Source organism: Coleofasciculus sp. G3-WIS-01 (assembly GCF_040223135.1).
GTDB lineage: Bacteria > Cyanobacteriota > Cyanobacteriia > Cyanobacteriales > Coleofasciculaceae > Coleofasciculus.
Window position 1 is genome coordinate 13,378 of sequence record NZ_JAVJZI010000263.1, and the last position, 18,869, is coordinate 32,246.

General features: G+C 45.7%; 19 protein-coding genes. 9 read left to right on the forward strand and 10 right to left on the reverse strand.

Annotated features, from left to right (window positions below):
* Positions 1–3 precede the first annotated feature (3 nt).
* Both RIM23_RS28110 and RIM23_RS28115 read right to left on the reverse strand, forming a co-directional pair.
* Positions 4–1,038 (reverse strand): AAA family ATPase, encoded by a 1,035-nt coding sequence (locus tag RIM23_RS28110; RefSeq protein ID WP_446371427.1) that lies wholly within the window; start codon positions 1,036–1,038, stop codon positions 4–6.
* A 452-nt stretch (positions 1,039–1,490) separates the two neighbouring features.
* Positions 1,491–1,781, reverse strand: coding sequence for a hypothetical protein (locus RIM23_RS28115; RefSeq protein WP_446371429.1), 291 nt, complete (start codon positions 1,779–1,781; stop codon positions 1,491–1,493).
* A 243-nt stretch (positions 1,782–2,024) separates the two neighbouring features.
* Between RIM23_RS28115 and RIM23_RS28120 the strand changes: the two genes are divergently transcribed.
* A complete protein-coding gene (locus RIM23_RS28120; RefSeq protein WP_446371431.1) occupies positions 2,025–3,059 on the forward strand; it encodes a glutathione S-transferase family protein in 1,035 nt (344 codons plus the stop codon).
* On the opposite strand, the gene RIM23_RS28125 is transcribed toward RIM23_RS28120, so the two are convergent.
* Positions 3,045–3,455, reverse strand: coding sequence for a DUF1622 domain-containing protein (locus RIM23_RS28125; protein WP_446371433.1), 411 nt, complete (start codon positions 3,453–3,455; stop codon positions 3,045–3,047). The two genes, RIM23_RS28120 and RIM23_RS28125, sit on opposite strands and share 15 nt — an antisense overlap.
* A 157-nt stretch (positions 3,456–3,612) precedes the next feature.
* On the opposite strand from RIM23_RS28125, the gene RIM23_RS28130 reads away from it, so the two are divergent.
* On the forward strand, positions 3,613–3,948 hold the full coding sequence (locus RIM23_RS28130; protein WP_446371435.1) for a leucine-rich repeat domain-containing protein: 336 nt from the start codon (positions 3,613–3,615) through the stop codon (positions 3,946–3,948).
* A gap of 244 nt (positions 3,949–4,192) precedes the next feature.
* Here the strand turns inward: RIM23_RS28130 and RIM23_RS28135 are convergent, their stop codons facing one another.
* From RIM23_RS28135 to RIM23_RS28155, 5 genes are all read right to left on the reverse strand, one after another.
* Positions 4,193–5,047, reverse strand: a complete 855-nt coding sequence (locus RIM23_RS28135) for an alpha/beta fold hydrolase (protein ID WP_446371437.1) — start codon at positions 5,045–5,047, stop codon at positions 4,193–4,195.
* Positions 5,048–5,080: 33 nt separating this feature from the next.
* The gene (gene clpX, locus RIM23_RS28140) at positions 5,081–6,421 is read right to left on the reverse strand and encodes an ATP-dependent protease ATP-binding subunit ClpX (protein ID WP_446371439.1); all 1,341 of its coding nucleotides are present in this window, start codon (positions 6,419–6,421) and stop codon (positions 5,081–5,083) included.
* Positions 6,422–6,431: 10 nt separating this feature from the next.
* Positions 6,432–7,151: an ATP-dependent Clp endopeptidase proteolytic subunit ClpP gene (gene clpP, locus RIM23_RS28145; protein WP_446371441.1), complete on the reverse strand. Its 720-nt coding sequence runs from the start codon at positions 7,149–7,151 to the stop codon at positions 6,432–6,434.
* 207 nt (positions 7,152–7,358) lie between these two features.
* A complete protein-coding gene (gene tig, locus RIM23_RS28150) occupies positions 7,359–8,822 on the reverse strand; it encodes a trigger factor (RefSeq protein ID WP_446371443.1) in 1,464 nt (487 codons plus the stop codon).
* 36 nt (positions 8,823–8,858) lie between these two features.
* Positions 8,859–9,023, reverse strand: a complete 165-nt coding sequence (locus tag RIM23_RS28155) for a hypothetical protein (protein ID WP_446371445.1) — start codon at positions 9,021–9,023, stop codon at positions 8,859–8,861.
* 586 nt (positions 9,024–9,609) lie between these two features.
* On the opposite strand from RIM23_RS28155, the gene RIM23_RS28160 reads away from it, so the two are divergent.
* The 3 genes from RIM23_RS28160 (at position 9,610) to RIM23_RS28170 (ending at position 13,989) form a co-directional block, all read left to right on the forward strand.
* Positions 9,610–10,653 (forward strand): aspartate-semialdehyde dehydrogenase, encoded by a 1,044-nt coding sequence (locus RIM23_RS28160; RefSeq protein ID WP_446371447.1) that lies wholly within the window; start codon positions 9,610–9,612, stop codon positions 10,651–10,653.
* A 171-nt stretch (positions 10,654–10,824) separates the two neighbouring features.
* A complete protein-coding gene (gene dapA, locus RIM23_RS28165; RefSeq protein ID WP_446371449.1) occupies positions 10,825–11,709 on the forward strand; it encodes a 4-hydroxy-tetrahydrodipicolinate synthase in 885 nt (294 codons plus the stop codon).
* A 486-nt stretch (positions 11,710–12,195) separates the two neighbouring features.
* Positions 12,196–13,989 carry a ribonuclease J gene (locus tag RIM23_RS28170; RefSeq protein ID WP_446371451.1) on the forward strand — a complete coding sequence of 598 codons (1,794 nt, stop codon included), beginning with the start codon at positions 12,196–12,198 and terminating at the stop codon, positions 13,987–13,989.
* A gap of 125 nt (positions 13,990–14,114) precedes the next feature.
* Here RIM23_RS28170 and RIM23_RS28175 read toward each other — a convergent pair whose 3' ends face one another.
* Complete coding sequence (locus RIM23_RS28175; protein ID WP_446371453.1) at positions 14,115–14,324, reverse strand: hypothetical protein; 210 nt, start codon at positions 14,322–14,324, stop codon at positions 14,115–14,117.
* 757 nt (positions 14,325–15,081) lie between these two features.
* Here RIM23_RS28175 and RIM23_RS28180 point away from each other — a divergent pair.
* The 4 genes from RIM23_RS28180 to RIM23_RS28195 all read left to right on the forward strand — a co-directional run bounded on the left by RIM23_RS28180 (position 15,082) and on the right by RIM23_RS28195 (position 18,250).
* Positions 15,082–15,450: a Mo-dependent nitrogenase C-terminal domain-containing protein gene (locus tag RIM23_RS28180; protein ID WP_446371455.1), complete on the forward strand. Its 369-nt coding sequence runs from the start codon at positions 15,082–15,084 to the stop codon at positions 15,448–15,450.
* A 53-nt stretch (positions 15,451–15,503) separates the two neighbouring features.
* Positions 15,504–16,277 (forward strand): hypothetical protein, encoded by a 774-nt coding sequence (locus RIM23_RS28185; RefSeq protein WP_446371457.1) that lies wholly within the window; start codon positions 15,504–15,506, stop codon positions 16,275–16,277.
* Positions 16,278–16,569: 292 nt separating this feature from the next.
* Positions 16,570–17,844 carry an RNA-guided endonuclease IscB gene (gene iscB, locus RIM23_RS28190; RefSeq protein ID WP_446358384.1) on the forward strand — a complete coding sequence of 425 codons (1,275 nt, stop codon included), beginning with the start codon at positions 16,570–16,572 and terminating at the stop codon, positions 17,842–17,844.
* Positions 17,845–17,998: 154 nt separating this feature from the next.
* A complete protein-coding gene (locus RIM23_RS28195; protein ID WP_446371459.1) occupies positions 17,999–18,250 on the forward strand; it encodes a hypothetical protein in 252 nt (83 codons plus the stop codon).
* A 410-nt stretch (positions 18,251–18,660) separates the two neighbouring features.
* Here RIM23_RS28195 and RIM23_RS28200 read toward each other — a convergent pair.
* The coding region (locus RIM23_RS28200) for a hypothetical protein (RefSeq protein WP_446371461.1) at positions 18,661–18,869 on the reverse strand (209 nt) is incomplete at its 5' end.

Consider the following 18,869-nt stretch of genomic DNA (forward strand, 5'->3'; position numbering starts at 1 on the left):
TTTTTAATCTTTATCAATTGTTGCTATAGGACTCTTATATGCTTTTTCCAGGATAGCCTGACGATAAGAATATCGAGAGACAGCTTCCGCCACATCTTCCTGGGTGATTTGCCGAGTACCCTGAATAGCACATGACTTACGGATATCGAGACAAACTCGCTCGGCGTCTGCATAAGTTGAGTTGGAGAGATGACTCACAATGTCATTGACTTGTGACGCTTTAAATTTTAGAGGGATTAATCTTTTTTTGACCAACTGCTTAAGCTGCTCATTCGTCGGTTTCTCGAAACGAATTATATCATCAAACCTTCTCCAAACGGCTGGATCTAAAGCCTGCTCAAAGTTGGTTGCCGCAATAACTAGAGATCTGCCACTGAAGTTATCCACAATTTGGAGATATGAATTAACAACTCGCTTAATCTCACTATGCTCTGTCGGATCGTCCCGCGAACGACCTATAGCGTCAAACTCATCAAAAAACATCACCCACTGTCCTCTTTGAGCATAGTCAAAGACTCTGCGGAGATTAGCAGCCGTTTCACCTAGCAGTGATGAAACAACCGCATCAAAGCGAACATATAGCAGAGGCAATCCTAATTCTGCGGCAATGGCTTCGGCTGCTGCTGTTTTACCACATCCAGATGGACCACAAAACAAAACCCGTCGCACTGGGAGCAAGCCATTCGCCTCTAGCACTTCCCATTCCCGAAATTCACGCATCAGCCACTCAATAGAATGTTGGATCTGTTGGCTCAAAATCAGATCATCTAGATAACGACTCGTCCACTTTGGCTCCAGTAACCCGACTCCCTTGTCAGCATCTCGCGGAATAGGTTCAAACAGTGTCAGATTAAACGGTTGTCCTTGTTCTATATACCCGTTCCCATTCTTCAGAATTCGCTCTAGCTCGTTTGCCAAAACAATATGATGCTTCTTTCTCTCCTGTTCAATAATTTCTGCCGCCGCCTCGCGGAAAGCTCGGTCATCACGCTTTTGGTAGCTCTGTAGGAGTTTTTTTAACAGATCTGCTCTTGCCATTGTTCTCTTTATACGCTACCTAAGCGTCGTTAACCTAATCGGAAAAACATAGTTTGCACTATCCTCAACTGTATTTAGGATTTAACTGGAGTTGAGATAGGCTATGGCTTTACTCAATTAGTTCAATTGTACTACAATAGGGATACCAAAACTATTAAGATTTGATGATCAACAGGACGATTATCTCCTTCGGCTCAACTGTAGATAGGCTATCATCTTTAGGTGCGATCGCCTGATAAATCATTATCACATTTTTACAATACCTGTATTGCACCCAAGCAGGACATTAATACCATACTTCAAGTCAATTCGTCGCAGATAGAATCAAATTTATATTTCGTCGATCTCGATGGGCAAACTCTGATTGGGACGACCTATGATATGCAAGGTCAACGCTATCAACGCAATAAACAAGTGTTAGACCAGATGATGAATAGCCTGAGTTTTAACCGTTAAAGTTTCTTCGGTAACTCGCTATCCACTTCGGGAAAATAGCGGCGGATTACGGAACAATCAAATTTTGACATGATAGAGGAGGCGGGTTCACGTTCCAGTAGGAATTCAAACGCCGCCTCGACTAATTGTTCGGGTGAAACTTTACCTTGCGACCATTGGTTATAGTCGGATTGACTGAGGGTGACATCGTAGTTATACTCGCGATCATTTTCTAGTTTCACCTGATAAGACCAGCCGTTGTTACGTTCAGTTGCGGATTGGATGGTGATGTTAGCCATATCTACCATTTGTCTGGTGTGCTTTGGTTTTGGATGATCAGCAGGAAAACCCAACAGTAGCTAGACTATCATCCCTGGATGCGATCGCGATCGCTACTATTCGCCGCTATTCGATACAGTAATGGTGTGGTACACCTAATTTGCTGGGTTGGAATTGTAGGGGCGCACCGACGTGCGCCCGATTGAACGGTGAACTCTATGCCACAAATTTAGCTGTGTTACACCAGTAGGATAAAATTCAATTCTTCACTCATGGCAACATCTTCTTGGAAACCTAAAGGTACATCTCTCCCCTCAACCGTGATTATCCGGTTGGGCAAGTTTGTCTGGACGACAATGTGGCAGATTATGATGTCCAAACTAGCACCGCCCAGCAAAAAGGGAGAATACATTCGCCCGGAGAGTCAGTTTAGACAGGCGATTGGTACAGACGCCGGAAATCCCTATCCACCCGCCCCAGGGCGCTATACTCTGTTTGTAGGACTTGGATGTCCTTGGGCGCATCGGACGCTGGTTGTGAGGGCACTGAAGGGATTGGATGAGGTGATTGGAGTATCGATTGTCTCGCCGTCTTCAGATCAGGGAATCTGGGTGTTTGAGAAACCCGAAGAAGGCTGTCACACCTTGCCGGAATTATACCAGTTAGCCCAATCCGGTTACAGTGGGCGTTCGACGGTTCCAGTCTTGTGGGATAACCAGACAAAGACGATTGTTAATAATGAGAGTGCCGAGATTATTGTTATACTCAACTCTCAGTTTAATCAGTTCGCTAAGAATGCTGCACTGGACTTGTATCCAGAGGATCTGAAGTCCGCGATCGCTGAGTGGAATGATAAGATTTACCATACGGTGAATAATGGCGTTTATCGCTGCGGTTTTGCCCAATCTCAAGAGGCTTATGATCAAGCCTGTGATCAACTGTTTACCACACTCAATGAAATTGATGCGGTATTAGAGACAAATCGCTATTTATGCGGGGATAGAGTGACGTTGGCAGATGTGCGTCTATTTACCACCCTATTCCGTTTTGATATTGTTTACTATGGACTCTTTAAGTGCAACCGTCGCCGGATTAAAGACTATCAAAACTTAGGCGCTTACCTGCGCGATTTGTATCAGCTTCCCGGTGTTGCGGATACCTGCGATTTGGAGAGTGTTAAGCGAGATTATTATGGGAATTTGTTTCCGCTGAATCCTGGCGGAATCATCCCCAACGGTCCCGATGTGTCCAGCCTAATGGAACCCCATAATCGAGAAACGGTGGGTAAAGTATCAGCGATCAACTGAACCGACTAGCTTTGATTTGTCTACATCCTGGCTATCTGAGGACTTTTCCAGGGGTTCGGAACTGTTGGTTATCGCTTGTAGCAATAGATAGTTTAACACGGTGCGGATGGCGATAATCGCCGCTAGCTGTCCAATATCATTCCATTTCGGCGCGATCGTTGTTTTCAGGATACTCGCACCGATGAGAAAGCCTAATCCCAAGGAGAATGAGTAACCCATTTGCAGGCGACTTTCTTGGAATGCTGTGGCGGATTGAAAATTGAACAGATTATGTTTGAGAAAAATAAATAAGGCTTTGATGATACCAATGGAAATAACAAAAAGTGCCAGCAATTGGCAGATATTTACAACAATGCTATTTAAGCTTCTTACCAGTGTTTCCATATCAATGTGCATAGGTCAATTCAGGTCAAAACGTAGATCATGCCTGTGGGTAGTATACCAATATCTAGAAAAGGAGAGGCTCTAGGGGGTATTATCTAACTTTAGGCAAATGCCAGAAATAAATTAGATAGAACGAGGGTTTCAGGGGTAATACTGAGGTTATAAAAGCATGACTAACCAAGAAGAATATGAACAAGAAAATGTATCAACTGATACACAAGGCGGACTAACTCGTGCAGAATTACTCAAAATTATTACTCAAGCTATCCACCAGGGAATAACGGAACTAAATTTGTCAAACAAACGTATTACCAAAATTCCTGATGAAATTGCTTACCTTACTAATCTGCGATCGCTGGGTTTAGCCAATAATCAGCTAACAGAGATACCCGGATGGATTGCCCAACTCACGCACCTGAGATTTCTATATTTAACGAAAAATCAGCTAACAGAGATACCCGAAGGGATTGCTCAACTCACAAACTTAAAATGGCTGGATTTATAGCAATATTGATAACACCAATTCCTCATCTCATCCTCCCGCATTCAGCACCATCTCAGTCATTAACTCCAAATCTGGCAGCATTGGCGAGATAATCCGCTCATTTCCCTGAAAAACCCGCTCTTCATAAAGCCCTCTATTCTCATAACTCACCCTTATTGATGGCGTACAGTAACGTTACCTTTATTGATGTAGCGACCGAACCTAATAATAGAGACGTTCCGGCGGAACGTCTCTACAACAATTTTTACTTCGCTTCATTCTTTTCACCATTCAAAAATTGCCGCACTCCTTTAAGATAAACATCCGGGGCTTCCAACATCGGGAAATGAGCCGTATTTGGAATTTCCCAATACTCCACCTTGTCACTCAAAGCGGCTGCCCGTTGTCCCAAGGCAGAGGGAATAATCTGATCATATTCCCCCGCCACTAATAGCGTCGGCACTGTTAACTGGGCAAATTCCGATGGCATTACTTCCGCCGCATACTTACTCACCGACGTTAACATCGTCCCCAAGGCGGCATCATAATCTGCCATGATAAAATCTTCCAAAAATTCCCGACTCACCGTTCCCGGTAGAGGACGATGTAAAAATCGCGCCATAAATAACGCCCCAGCAAAGGGAATGCTTAAAAACCAGCGGGGGCGATACTTTACCACATAACCGCCAAATTTATGAAACGCGGCAAAGGATTTTTCCTCGTATTCAAAAATACCGCTACAGGTTAAAATTGCCCGTTCTACTTGTTCTGGATAGCGGTTGAGAAACATCGTCGCCACGGATGCGCCCATAGAATGAGCATTAATATAGACGCGCTTGAGAGCGAGCTTCTCTAACAACGCTGCCAAATCTTGGGCATAGTCCTCCATTTCATAGAGTAACCCGACGGGTTCTAGAGGAAGCCGCGATCGCCCGAATCCGCGCAAATCGTAAAGCAAACAATTAAACTGATCCGACAGCGCCTCAGCCGTACTTTGCCAATACCGAGCAGAACCGCCCCAACCATGAATGAAAACCATTACAGGCTTATCATCTAGCGACTGAGACGCACCAATCCACTCATAGTAATGATCGACGCCGCGAACGTTAACTAGAGGCATTCTTAATTCGTTTTGATACCACCACTGATAAGTTTATGCTGATTCCGGCTTGGGTAGGGATGACGGATGCAGCAGCAGTTCGGCTGTCGAACGTTTCTCCACCATTTCCCGGGTAATCGTACAGCGAGTCACATCTTTACGCGAGGGTAATTCGTACATTACCTCTAGCATCAACTCTTCCACAATACCCCGCAGCGCTCGCGCTCCCGTTTTTCGCCGATAGGCTTCCTGAGCAATGGCTCGCAGCGAGTCTTCAGTAAACCCAAGCTGCACGTTATCCATCTTCAACAATTTCTGATATTGCTTCACCAGAGCATTGCGCGGCTGAGTCAAAATCGCGATCAGAGCTTCTTCATCCAAAGGATCAACCACAGCCGCGATCGGGATACGACCGATAAATTCCGGAATCATACCGAACTTCACCAAGTCATCGGGTTCTAAATGTCGCAGTAAATCCGCCGCACGTTTTTCTTTCGATTGACCTTCTCCCGGTTGGATAAAGCCGATTGAGCGCTTTCCTAAACGCTGTTCAATCACCTTCTCTAGACCGACAAAGGCACCACCACAGATAAATAATATATTGCCTGTGTCAATCTGAATGCAGTCTTGATAGGGATGCTTACGTCCGCCCTGAGGTGGCACGTTGGCAACGGTTCCCTCTAGCATCTTCAGTAAAGCTTGCTGAACCCCTTCCCCAGAAACATCCCGCGTAATCGAAGGATTTTCGCTCTTGCGGGCAATTTTATCGATTTCATCGATATAAATAATTCCCCGTTGCGCTTCTTCAACATCCAAATCCGCCACCTGCAACAGCCGCAGTAAGATGTTCTCCACATCTTCACCCACATAACCGGCTTCCGTCAGCGTTGTTGCATCGGCGACAGCAAAGGGGACATCAAGTACAGACGCTAAGGTTTGAGCCAGTAATGTTTTACCACAACCAGTGGGTCCCAGGAGCAGAATATTAGACTTTTGCAGTTCCACCGCATCGTCTACCCCAGCTTTACCCTTTGCCTTGGCTTCGAGAAAACTTAGGCGCTTGTAGTGGTTATAAACAGCCACGGAGAGGACTTTTTTAGCATCATCCTGACCGATGACATGTTCATCAAGATACTTTTTCAGTTCCCGAGGTTTAGGAATCTGATTCAGTGACAAAGCCGATGTGCGAGTGCGACGTTTTTGTGGGGGTTCCGAGCGGGGAACTTGCTGGGGAGCCGGAGCGCTGGAATCGAGCAACTCCTCATCTAAAATTTCGTTACACAAATCTACACATTCATCGCAAATGTAGACTCCCGGTCCAGCAATTAACTTGCGAACCTGCTCTTGAGACTTGCCACAAAATGAACATTTTAGATGGGAGTCGTATTTAGACATAAGGAGCCTCTTACTTAATAGAAGTGACGGTGGCGTCGCTCTTGAGATTCTCTCGCGAGATAACTTGGTCAACTAAACCATACTCTTTGGCTTCCGCTGCTGACAGAAAAAAGTCGCGCTCAGTGTCCGTGGCGATTCTTTCGTAAGGTTGACCTGTATGATACGCCATTAGCTCATTGAGCTGATTTTTATGATATAAAATTTCCTTGGCTTGGATTTCGATGTCAACGGCTTGTCCTTGGGCGCCGCCTAAGGGTTGGCTGATCATGATCCGTGCATTGGGCAGGGACATGCGTTTTCCGGGTGTTCCTCCCGTTAGCAGAATCACGCCCATATCCGTCGCCGCACCAAAACAGATGGTGACAATATCGGGACGAATCTGTTGCATTGTGTCATAAATTGCCATCCCAGCAATCACTCCCCCTAGTCCGAGAATAGGTCCGCCGGGGGAGTGAATGTAAATCTGGATATCCTTAGTTGGATCTTCGGCTTCTAAATACAGGAGCTGGGCAATGATCGAGTCAGCCACCACATCATTGATTCTTGTTCCCAGAAACACAATCCGCTCCCGCAGTAGCCGCGAGTAGATATCAAACGCCCGTTCCCCTACACCAGACTGTTCAATCACCATCGGTACGACGTTGATTGAATGACTGTTTGTACTAACCGAGTCAATTTCCGGGGAACTCCAGCTTGTAAATGAGTGGTCAGGGAACTGGGATTGCAGCATAGAACAAGGAGTAAAGTATTTTTCTCAACAAGTGAATGTTTTTCCCGGCAGGCAGGTTTGAACACATTGGGCGGGAGTCAACCCACGTTAACTTCTAATCACCATTATGCCTTAGCAACATCAATAAGTGCTGAGGTGGGCGATTAAATCTTTTTCCCAAGACTGAGAGATCCTGCTTTGTCTGGGTCAACTCCCCAAACCCCAAGTTTATTCGCTCGCTGCCGTTTGTTCAGAAGCATCAGGGGTGGGTGATGTTTCCTCGCTCTCCTGAGCAGCCGTGGATTCAGGCTGATCGGCGGCGTCTTCACTTGCCTCAGAGATAGTTTCCGGTGTATCCGTTATTTCTTCTGTCGCTAGTGAGCCTTGAGGAACCAGTTCAATGGTAGCGTGTTCTTCCAACCATTCAAGGGCTTTCTCTTTGAGCAAATCGGCTTTAACGTACTCCCGCAAGCGTTGCGGATCGACATCTTGCCCTGCCAATTGTTTCATCACTTCTTGACATTTGGCATCCATCTGTTCATCATCCACAGTCAGTGATTCCCGTTTAGCCAGTTCCTCAAGGGCAAGGGATTGGCGCAGGCGTGCGATCGCATCGGGACGGGACCGCTGACGCAGTTGGGGCATCATTTCCGCTGTAAACACTTTCTGCAGATCCATCCCGTAGTTTTCCATCTGGATCGCAGTCTGGGTTAATATCGTCTGAACTTCCCGCTCAATCAGGGTTTCGGGTAGGTCAATCTCAACTTGTGCCACCAGCGCTTCGATCAGAGCGTTTTCTTTATTGGTTTTGGTTTCTTGCTCGGCTTTTTCGGCAAATTGTTCTGCCAAGGAGTCGCGCAATTCGCTGATGGTTTCCTCTTCGCTAATGTCTTGGGCGAAGTCGTCGTCGAGTTCGGGTAACTCTTTTTCCTTTAGTTCTTTGAGGGTAAGAGTAAAGACGGCACTCTTGCTGGCTAAATCCTCTCGCGGATAATCCTCCGGAAACGTCACCGGTACCTCTTTGGTTTCCCCCGGTGTCATGCCCACAATTCCCTGCACAATGTCAGCCAGAAACCGTCCTTCTTCGAGTTCCAGCTGAAAGTCAGTCGCCTCACCGCCAGAAATATCAACGGCTTCCTCTCCCTCAGGTGTCAAACGACCCTTATAATCCACAACTGTCACATCACCCATTTGGGCGGGGCGCGATTCGACGGGAATCAGCGTGGCGTGCTGAACCTGACGTTCTGCCAAAAATTTATCCACCGCCTCAGGGTCTGACTTAACCTCTTCGGCTTTGACGCTGAGATTCCTGTAGTCTCCCAAATTAATTTCTGGAGGCACATCCACCGATGCCGAGAATGTTAACGGTTGTCCCGGCTGGAACTGACTCAGCAGTTCTTCAAAGGTGGAAACCAGCTTATAGTTGCCCAGTGCCTCAATGGTTTCTTGCTCAAGGGCGTCCCGTAAACTATTTTGTACCAAATCTTCCAGCGCTGCTTCTTTGATCCGTCCTAGACCGAGGCGCTGGAGCAAAATTTGACGCGGCACCTTTCCCTTGCGAAACCCAGGAATGTTGGCAGAGCGGGCAAGATTTTGCACGACCTTCTCGTAGACCTTCTTGGTCGTTTCGGCGGGAATCTCAATTTCCAGACCGAGTTGGCTCTTGGGGAGTTTTTCCTGAGTAACTTTCATTGACGCTTTTTTTGGAGACAACTGAATTTTAGCTCTTTAGCGAATCCGGCGATAGGTTCCCCACGCCCTACTGCTGTTGCAGTGGTGGGATAAATCGCCAGTAATGCCAATCATAGTGGCATGGCATCCAAAATGGATGTGGTGTTCCTCGCCCATGTTATCCGCCCTGTACTCGTAAGAGTAAGTGTGTAGAGTTGTCACAGGGTAATCCAAACACCTCATGATATGCTAGTCTGACAACTAGTTAATTTGACTTCTAGTCATTGTTTCAGGGTATAAAAGGGACATAATTGAGTCTGGCGGGGTTTCCGTATCTGATGATAGTACATTCAGAGCGTCTACAGCAGCGAATCTACCCTCTAGACCAGCTCGGCAGACGTTTTCCACTGTCGAAGCCGGGAGAACTGGGGCAGCCTTCTCCAGCAGACGTAGTCGGCTTCGTCTGGAAGCTGGTAAATAATTTTGACGAATGAGTTATCTATGTCACCCTGTACTAATGCATTGAGCTAGCCTACTCATCAACTCCGAACGAGAACTGTTATCGTTAATCTGTCCCTTTAAGGGCAAGCCAACGGCAATATCTCAGTCAATTGGCGCGAACCTAGGTCTGTCGTGTTATCACAGATAAACATCTTTTTTGTTAAAATCTTATGGATTTTGTCAGGATATAGATTAGATAATTTCCCTAAATAATGTTTTAAGCTTAAGAAAATTTAATTGATCTTTCTGGATTCAGTTAAATCACTGTCAACAGGATCGATGTGTTAAAAAATTGGAGGTAGATCATTTGTCTAGTCAAGTTCGCGTTGCTATACTGGGCGCAACGGGTGCAGTCGGCGCCGAGTTACTGGAATTACTAGAAACCCGCAACTTTCCCCTTACCCATCTAAAACTCTTAGCCTCACCCCGGTCGGCGGGACAAACTCTCCAGTTTCGAGGCGAATCCCTATCGGTGGAAGCCGTGGGGGAAGATTCCTTTAAAGAGGTGGATTTGGTTTTAGCCTCGGCTGGTGGTTCAACCTCTAAAGCTTGGGCATCTAAAGCAGTTGAGCAGGGAGCTGTGGTTGTTGACAATTCCAGTGCTTTTCGCATGAATCCTGATGTACCACTGGTTATTCCTGAGGTCAATCCGGAAGCGGCGGCGAAGCATAAAGGGATTATTGCCAATCCCAACTGCACGACAATCCTAATGGCAGTAGCCGTTTGGCCTCTGCATCAGGTGCAACCCGTCCAACGGATTATTGCCGCTACCTATCAATCGGCTAGCGGTGCAGGTAGACGGGCGATGGAAGAACTAAAAGTACAGGCGCAGGCAATTTTGCAGGAGCAAACGCCACCAACGGAAAGCTTTCCCTACCCTTTGGCGTTTAACCTGTTTCCCCACAATTCTCCGTTGAATGCTCAGGGGTATTGTGAGGAAGAGATGAAAATGGTCAATGAAACCCGCAAGATTTTCAATGATCCCCAGATCCGAATCAGCGCTACTTGTGTTCGAGTTCCTGTGCTGCGAGCTCACTCAGAAGCGATTAATCTAGAGTTTGCTCAACCCATGTCTGTCGCCACAGCCAAGGATCTACTTGCCAATGCACCGGGAGTGCGACTGGTGGAAGATTGGCAGGCGAATTATTTCCCCATGCCTATAGATGCTACGGGTAAGGACGATGTACTGGTGGGACGCATTCGACAAGACTTGTCCCATCCGTGTGGATTAGAGATTTGGTTGAGTGGTGACCAAATTCGCAAAGGGGCAGCTTTGAATGCTGTACAAATTGCCGAGTTGTTGGTGGAACGGAATTGGTTAAAGCCAGCAACAGCAATGATGGCTTATTAATTTGTTTGTCCTTGGTCATTTGTCCTTTGTTCAATCCTGTGGCAAAGCAGTTGTGCGTTTATTGTCGTTAGTTGAGAGTTGGTTAGCTCGATCACTAATGACCAATGGCTTATAACTAATGACTAATGACAAATGACCAATAACTAATGACCAAATAGGAGTGAAATAAGGGTGGTCAATTTTGGACGTGTATTAACGGCAATGATTACGCCGTTTAAAGAAGACGGCAGTGTGAATTATCAGGTTGCTGAGGAATTAGCAGCTCATTTAGTACAGCAGGGTACTGATACCGTCGTCGTCTGTGGTACGACGGGTGAATCACCGACATTGACATGGGATGAAGAGTGCCAGTTATTTCAGGTGGTGCAAAAAGCGGTGGCGGGTAAAGCCAAGGTAATTGCTGGCACAGGGTCAAATTCCACCCAAGAAGCGATCGCAGCTACCCAAAAAGTCGCTAAACTAGGGGTAGATGGTTCATTACAAGTCGTTCCCTATTACAATAAACCCCCACAAGAGGGACTCTATAATCATTTCCAGGCAATTGCCAAATCCAGTCCTGACTTGCCTGTGATGCTCTATAATGTACCTAGCCGCACAGGTCAAAACCTCCAACCGGAAACCGTTGCCCGTTTAGCGGAAATTCCCAATATTGTAGCGATTAAAGAGGCAAGTGGCAGCTTCGAGCAAGGCAGTCAAGTGCGACGTTTAACGCCACCGGATTTTGCCATTTACTCAGGAGAAGATTCCTTTACCTTAGCTTTATTAGCACTAGGGGCAAGTGGGGTAGTCAGTGTTTCCTCCCATCTAGTTGGTCGAGAACTCCAGCAGATGATCCAGGCTTTCCAAGCGGGTCAAACAGACCTAGCCAAAGACATTCACTTAAAGCTTTTTCCTTTATTTAAAGTCTTGTTTTGTACTGCCAATCCTATTCCACTCAAAGCTGCATTAAAACTCCAAGGATGGGATGTCGGTTCACCGCGTCCACCATTGAGTGATCTGCCTATGGAATTGCAACAACAAGTCAAGACGGTTCTCCAAGAGCTTTCTTTACTATAAATTCTCATCAATGTTCATATTAGGAGAGTTAAATTGCCCTTAAAATAAAACAAAACATTTATCTATGAACGGCTCTTAATTGTTTGGCTAAAGTAGACTATTGTCTGCCCCTTGCCCATTGAGGTGCTAGAGTGATAATTGCTCGATAATTCCATATTTTTATGGATAAACTCTAGAAACAAGCTCCGTTTTGATAATAAAACGACTTGTGAGTCCAGTTAAATTCATGACAGCAGGCATTAAGCCAAGGATATCGTTTTGAATGGTAACCTCCTGTTCTTTCACGTCGGTTTTTGATAGCCGTTTTCAATTATTGATCAGATATTATGTTCTTTCTTTCCGACAGGTTCACACATAACTCGAACAAGAATGACTACCACTTCTAATAAATTTGAGTTAGTCTAGATTAGATTAAGATTAGTTTATTGCCCAAAATTTATTTTCTAAAAAACGGCAATTTTCAATTCAGGTTTAACGTTGTAATTAATGAGAAATAGAAATCTCAAAGGAGGCAAATTGACTAGTAATAAATCTTCAGCCGCTCTAAAAATAATTCCCTTGGGTGGGCTGCATGAAATTGGCAAAAATACCTGTATTTTCGAGTTCAACGATGAAATTATTCTCTTGGATGCAGGATTAGGATTTCCTAATGATGAAATGCACGGGGTTAATATCGTTCTGCCCGATATGACCTATTTGCGGGAAAATCGCCATAAAATCAAGGGCATGATTGTCACCCATGGTCACGAAGATCATATTGGTGGACTTCCCTATCACTTGAAGCAATTCGATATTCCCGTCATTCACGGACCTCGACTGGCGATGGCGCTGCTGCAAGGGAAACTCGAGGAAGCAGGAGTTGCCGATCGCACAAAATTAAATTCCGTTAGCCCTCGTGACATGGTGCGGATCGGTTCGTCCTTTATGGTTGAATATATTCGCAACACTCACTCCATTGCCGATAGTTTTACCGTAGCAATTCACACGCCCATTGGGGTCATTATCCACACCGGAGACTTTAAAGTCGATCATACCCCGGTCGATGGCGAATACTTTGATCTCCAGAGGTTAGCCGCACACGGTGAAAAAGGAGTGCTTTGTCTCCTCAGCGATTCCACCAACGCTGAAGTTCCCGGACATACCCCTTCCGAAGCGTCCGTCTATCCCAACCTAGACCGCATTTTCTCCCAAGCACCGGGACGAATACTGGTCACCACATTTGCCTCATCGGTTCATCGAGTGCAACTCATCTTAGATCTGGCACAAAAACAAAACCGAGTGGTGTCGGTTGTCGGTCGTTCCATGCTCAATGTTATTGCTCAAGCTCGGAATCTGGGGTACATAAAATGTCCCGATAGCTTATTTGAGCCACTCCACGCCGCCAATAGTTTACCCCCAGAAAAAGTGTTAATTTTAACCACTGGGTCTCAAGGTGAACCCCTGGCTGCTCTCACCCGTATTTCCAAAGGGGAACACCGGAAACTGAAAATTCAAGAAGGTGACACAGTTGTTTTCTCTGCTAATCCCATTCCCGGTAATACAATCGCGGTTGTCAACACCATCGATCGCCTGATGATGCAAGGGGCAAACGTGATCTATGGACGCCATCAAGGGATTCACGTTTCTGGTCATGGTGCTCAAGAAGACCATAAGCTGATTCTCGCTTTGACCCGACCCAAGTTTTTCATGCCCGTTCACGGGGAACATCGGATGCTGATCCAACATGGGAAAATGGGACAAAGTATGGGTATCCCAGCGGAAAATATTGTGATTACCAATAACGGGGATGTGGTGGAATTAACGGAGGATAGTATTAGCGTTGTCGGTCAAGTCCCCTCTGGTATTGAGCTAGTGGATCGATCGGGTATCGTGCATCATGAAGTGCTTAAGGAACGTCAGCAGCTTGCAGGAGATGGGGTAGTGACTGTCGCCGCCGCCGTAAGTTGGGAAGGTAAACTCCTCGCCCAACCTGAAATTCACCTGCGGGGTGTAGTCGCTAGTGTGGAGAAATCCTTGCTGCAACAGTTAGTGATTAAGACGATTGAACGAACATTGAGCGATGGGTGGACAGACTTCGCCAAATCCTTTGATGACAAAAAACAACCAGAAATTGACTGGACAGGATTGCAACAGAAAATTGAGCGGGATTTAGAACGGTTAACTCGCCGCGAACTTCAAAGCCGTCCTCTAGTGGTTTTCTTGCTACAAAATCCAGAGGAAGCTCCTGTGAAAACGGTAGGACGTCGGCGTCAGCGCACAGCAGCTAAGGCGGCTTCTTAGGGTATACCGACTGTAGAGACGTAGCATGCTACGTCTCTACAATGTTAATAGGGGTTTATCAATAAAAAACAAGATCTATTCAATAGTGCGGTTAGTACTGTTGACCGTAAACTGAGTATTGATAGTCAAAATAACACTCTTGCTACGTTTGTGCCTGCTGCTTCTAACAGCACCTCCACCGTTTTTATAGTCTCGGCTGACAAACTTTCTTTTTGAAGACAAAAATCCCGAAAAGAACTCCCCAGACTGGGTTCGGCGGCTTGAGTGATTCCCCATCCCCAGACACTGAACATGAATACACTTGTGATCAGAACAACGGTGTTAGTCGATTTCATGGTTAAGGCTGGTGGGCAGTGCCCACCCTACAGTATATCAAGGGTTTCGGCGATCCAAAATGCTTATTTTAGGTTCATTCCTCCTCAGTGTCTGTATCGGTGTAGCCAGCGTGCGTATTGCCTCTCGATTTCAGATTTATGTAAAAAGTCGCGGGTGCGATCGCATTCCTTTGCCGATCTCAGATGACTGACTACCAGATAGGCAGATAGGGGATTGAGCAGAGGTCACCTGACCCAGAGCAATCCCGAAGATTTTGCGATCGCTTCCTCATATATCAGTTAACCTGATAATCTTAATGAGTTATGCTTATAAGTGGTGTCACGGACACCGCTACGGCAGTGAACTGAACTTCAGTTAGATTCCTCATACCCCCAAATTCAGCCTCTGGCAACATGAAAATCAGCACTCTAGCTTTAATAATGGGGAGAAAGTGGCAATTACCAGCTTTTTTATCGCTCGTTTTGACATATTGACTCACAACCGAGTAACTCTTTATAAATCCTGCTTTTAAGATGCGCTGCTCCTTGGTTAGAGCAGCATATATAACCCAGTTTTCTTAACATCTGGGTCATCACCAACAGAACCAAGAAACTGTGAATACACCAGCTTTTGCTCGGGTTGAGTTTACAGAACGTGCAAACTTCACTCTAAAACTTCACCAAAGCTTTACCGACATTCATCCGGTATGAATGCCAGAGTAATTGTAGGTGAATAAGAAGTGGTTTAGTTGGTTTGTTGCTAACACAGGAAAGATTTATGAATGTATCTGATTTTACAGCAAAGAAACTGATTTTTACGAAATGGGTTTGGATAGAGCCAAAACAGCCGTCCTCAACCCCAACCCAACCTCCCCAACGGAAAAAACGGTTTGATTTGCTCAAACCAATTAAACGGTGGATTGATGGGGTTGAAGTACACAATCCCCAACTGGCACACTTGATCTGCCATCTGATCCCCGCTCAATGTCCCTTTGAGCGCGACATTAAACTATTTGGGCGTACCCTATTTCACATTCCGCCTCTGTGTAAGCTGAATCCCTTCTATGAGGAAGTGGTAGGGTTACGCTTCCGGGCGCTGTGCTATTTGGCAGATGAATGTGGTGAAGATATTTCCGCTTATTGTTAAAATTCCAGGACTGGGAATTTTAATGTTAGGCGTCGAACCCTTTATCACACAGCATGGCAATCATTGCTCTGAAAGCCTGGTATCTCCAGCAATACGAACCGATTAAAGAACTGGAGAAACGCCCTCACGATCTACGGTTAAGCAAAAACAGCTTGCTCAAGTCCGGGTTAAGGGCTGACTTCTTAGACGATAGTCAGGATGTCAAACAATCGGAATGGTTTGGGCGCTACCTGGATGGGGAAACGGTAGAGTTTTACATCGAAGGTAGCGGCGGCTATGCCATTTCCAATATTGATTTGATCTCCCACGAGATTTACTTCACCAAGCAAGAGGTGATGGCGCAACTCGATCCGATTATCTTTTTGAGTCATCAAACTGAATGCTCTAGTGCAAGTGTTGCGCTACGGGATAGCCTGAATGACACCCTTGAGGGCTTCAATCAGCGATCGCGTCTCCCCCTAACCCTAGAACAGTCCCGTCGCCCTGCGGGTGAACCGATGCGCCTCAGTAGTACCCAGATGCGCCACATCCGTAAGAGTTTGCTGTTTGTCGCCGATGGTACTGCGATCGCGAAATTGGACAGAGAACAGACACCCCTCGTGATCCCTAGCCCTCAAGTCTGTGTCGAAATCGGTTACGCCCTAACCAGCAAGCGCCGAGAACAAATTTTGCTGGTGCAGATGGAACGCCAAGACTTACCAGGACAATTTCCCTTTGAGGTTCCCCAGCACCAGCAGTTATTATTTCGCCAACCTGAGGATTTACAAAAGACTTTGCCTGTGGTATTAGAAACATTACTGCAACGGTTTAATGTATTGACGTCATGAACCCCACGCATAAATGCGGGGGCTTGTAAGACTTTATTCTTGCCACGCTCGAATAGTTTTTGCAAGCCTACATGACCAGCCTAAGACTCATGAGGTCTACGTTTAGAGCAAGTGTTAAAGTTCCTACCTACGAATGCATGAACCAGTTTGTAGCACTAGAACCAAGTCGGTTAAACATCTGTACAAGGGTTAAGGAAGTGCCGCTTGGAAAGTACCGACTCTAAACATTGGCGTTAGCGAAGCGGAACCTCTTAGGTTCGGTTCACTTTACCCCGTAAGGGAGATAAAACTCATGTTTGTATGGGTCTTAAACAGCGACAAAAAACCATTAAACCCAACCCATCCTGCTAGAGCCAGAAAACTGCTCAAAACAGGTAAAGCTGCTGTGTTTAAGAGGTATCCTTTCACAATCATTTTGAAAGAGGAGGTTAAAGAAACGGACAATCAACCTTTAAGAATTAAGATTGATCCAGGTACAAAAACCACGGGAATAGCAATCTTGAGAAACGATGTAGTTTTGTGGGCAGCAGAACTAACTCACAGAGGAGTCCAGGTTCGAGAAAGTCTAACCTCTAGGAGGCAGTTAAGACGCTCTCGCAGAAATCGCAAAACTCGCTATCGTCAACCTCGGTTTAATAATCGTTGTCGCGCTGATGGTTGGTTACCACCTTCATTAGTTAGCCGAGTTGATAACATCTTGACTTGGGTTAAACGGTTATTGAGTTTATCTCCTGTCACGTCTATATCAACTGAATTGGTGCGCTTCGACACTCAATTGATTCAGAATCCAGAGATCTCTGGAGTCGAGTATCAACAAGGTGTACTTGCTGGATACGAACTAAGAGAATATATGCTCGAAAAATGGGATCGGAAGTGTGCTTACTGCGGTGTTAGCGATACTCAATTAGAAATTGAGCATATAATCGCTAAATCAAAAGGGGGTTCTAATCGTGTATCTAACTTGACTTTAAGTTGTACCCAATGCAATCAGAAGAAGGGAAATAAACCCATTGAGCAGTTTTTGAAAAAGAAACCCGACTTGCTCAAGTCAATCCTTGATCAAGCTAAAAAGCCTTTAACCGATACTGCTGCCGTCAATGCTACTCGATGGAAACTGTTTAACTCTCTTAAAGAGTTGGGTTTACCGGTAGAAACTGGGACAGGTGGTAGGACTAAATACAATCGTTGCCGCCAAAACTTACCGAAAACTCATTGGCTGGATGCTTCTAATGTAGGTGCATCAACTCCAAAACCCTTGAGAATTCTGGTATCAAAACCTTTGATTATCAAAGCAACAGGACATGGCAACCGTCAAATGTGTGGTACTGATAAATATGGTTTTCCGATTCGTCATCGGTCAAACATTAAGAAGCACTTTGGTTTTAAAACTGGCGATATTGTTAAGGCTGTTGTCACCAAAGGCAAGAAAATTGGTTCTTATGTTGGTCGGGTTTTATGTCGAGCAACAGGTAGTTTTGATATCACGACAGCTACAGGTCGAGTAGCTGGAATCAATCACAGGTACTGCTCATTTATTCACAGAAGCGATGGTTATGCCTATCAATAAGGATTCCCTTAGGCTCAGTTGTTTGTGTAAGGGGGAAACTTTCTTCCATATCGTGAACAACAGGGGCTTCCAGTTTCCCCCTTACCAACCTCTTTTTCGGTGAGGGTCTTCTGGCGGGGTTAAGATAATTGGGATGGATTGAGGAGAAAATTTCATGCCAAGAACTCCAGATGAGTTTGCCGTTCACATTCTTATCGCTGGCGGACACCGGGAAGAGGTGCGCTTTACCACAATTCAAGAGTTTCAGAAATGGTATAGTAGCGAACTCATGCCCAAATCGACCTCGAACGACTTTATCAGTGTCCCGATTAAAAATATTCAGGGCGAATATATGGTAGTACGCCCTTCCAGCGTTTTAGCGATTCGGGTGGAACCCATCTTCGGGGGTAGCGTCGATCGCTTTTAGAATCAAGCGATATGTCTTTGTCATTAGTCATTGGCAAAACCCAATGGCTAATGATGAATGATTGATGATACGACGTGACAGTTTTGACCCGGAAACTTGGGTTTCAAGCCTCCCCCTGCCATCGGGACTTTTAAAAGCTTCCGGATATACTTTCTTGTGGGTGTATACTAGAAAAGTAGCCTAGCGCGGGGTGGGATTCGTGAGTACCACCAATCGAGGAATCGATATTTATCACGTAAAGTAGACGCTAGTACGTGAGGCGCGAGAAACCTCTTTAAAAACCCATGGACTTAAACGAGTGCCGATACCAGAAAAGTAAAAACATTAGTCAATCAATGGACTAAGAGCAAGCGTACTGTCGGGCGGACAGGAACGTAGGGAAAGAGAGAGAACTGATGGATCAGACACTTTCACAAAGTACCATTACGCTTGGGGAGCAGGCTCCCTCTGGGGTTATCTAACTTAGACTCGACGCTTAGTAGTTTTCTACGGGCTTTTGGTTTAAGGATTGCCGCAAGGATAGATAATTGTAAGGTGTGTCTAAGAACCAAGAATCCTCGCACTTTTAAGGCGAGGAGCGTCAACAGCATGAGAAAACAACTGACGAGTCTATCCCTGA